This is a genomic window from Sodalis-like endosymbiont of Proechinophthirus fluctus, from assembly GCF_001602625.1.
Taxonomy (GTDB): Bacteria; Pseudomonadota; Gammaproteobacteria; order Enterobacterales; family Enterobacteriaceae.
Map to the genome: position 1 here is coordinate 30,818 of NZ_LECR01000023.1, position 1,448 is coordinate 32,265.

At 58.6% G+C, this 1,448-nt stretch carries 2 protein-coding genes; both read right to left on the reverse strand.

Features of this window, described 5'->3' with window-relative positions; genetic code table 11:
• Window positions 1-7: 7 nt before the first annotated feature.
• The gene (locus tag BG74_RS02650; RefSeq protein WP_066596404.1) at window positions 8-856 is read right to left on the reverse strand and encodes a metal ABC transporter permease; all 849 of its coding nucleotides are present in this window, start codon (window positions 854-856) and stop codon (window positions 8-10) included.
• The coding region (locus tag BG74_RS02655; protein WP_066596405.1) for an ATP-binding cassette domain-containing protein at window positions 849-1,448 on the reverse strand (600 nt) is incomplete at its 5' end. The genes BG74_RS02655 and BG74_RS02650, both read right to left, overlap by 8 nt.

Below are 1,448 nucleotides of genomic sequence, written 5' to 3' on the forward strand. Positions count from 1 at the left end.
CGGCCTCTTACGGTGCGCGCTGGCGTCGGCGGGCGGCGGCCAGCAGGCCGTAGCGAGGTGCGACGACCCAGATCAGTAAAAAGAGCAGAGTTTGCATGGTGACAATTACCCCTCCGGTGGCGCCATCGACAAAATAGCTTAACCAGGCGCCGGCAGCGCAGGTGACGGCGCCAAAGCCGACCGACAGCGTAATAAGGCGCGAAAAACGGTCGGTCAATAGCCAGGCAGTCGCGCCGGGCGTCACCACCATCGCCATGACCAAAATCGCGCCAACGGTCTGCAACGCGGCGATAATGCTGGCGCTGAGTAGGACAAATAATACCAGTTTAAGGCGCAGCGGAGACAGACCGAGAGAACGAGCGTGGGTTTCGTCGAAAAATACCGCCAGTAAATCCTTGCGAAGAAAAAACAGCACCAAAAAAGTGATGCCACTTATCCATTGCACTTGGCGCACGTCCTGCGCCGCAATAGTGAGGATATTGCCGAACAGAATCGTTTGTACATTCACCGCGGTGGGATTGAGCGAAACGAGCAATAGCCCAGCGGCGAAGAATGTGGAAAAAACGTAGCCAATGACAGCGTCTTCACGCAGGCGTGTGAGGTGCCGCGTCAGCGCCATGGTCAGAGCCGCCAGCAGGCCCGTAACGAAGGCGCCAGCGGCGTAGGGGAGACCAAGCGCATAAGCGGCCGCGACTCCCGGCATGACGGAGTGAGATAGAGCATCGCCTATCAGCGACCAGCCTTTTAACACTACAAACGCCGACAGAAACGCGCAAGAGGCGCCCACCAGGGCACTGACCCCGATCGCGTTGCGCATATAGGCGTAATGCAGCGGCTCCAGCGCCCATTCAAGCATCGGCCGGCCCTCCCATCATCGCTTGAAGCGGCAGGTTGCCACCGAAGGCGCGCCGCAGATTATCGGCGGTAAAGGTCTCTTGCAGCGGACCGGCGGCGACGACGATGCCGTTAATCAGAACCACCTGATCGCAGTAGGTGGGTATACTGGCGAGATTATGGGTAGAAATCAACACTAAATGACCCTCCTCGCGCAGCGTGCGCAGCAGGCTGATGATGGTGCTTTCGGTCTGGCTGTCGACGCCGGTAAAGGGTTCATCCAGTAGCAGTATCCGTGCCTGTTGCACCAGCGCCCGTGCTAGGAATACTCGCTTTCTTTGACCGCCGGACAGTTCGCCTATCTGCCGCCGGCGCAGCGCGGTCAGATCCACGCGTACCAGCGCTCGATCCACTTGCAGGAAATCTTCATGCGATGGGCGGCGCAGCCAAGACATTTTACCATAGCGGCCCATCATAACCACATCGTCCACCAGCACCGGGAAATTCCAGTCGATATCTTCACTTTGCGGTACATAGGCCACCAGATTCTGCCGTAGAGCGACCGGCACCGGCAGGTCGTTAAGACGAATAAGGCCAGCACTCGGACGGATCAT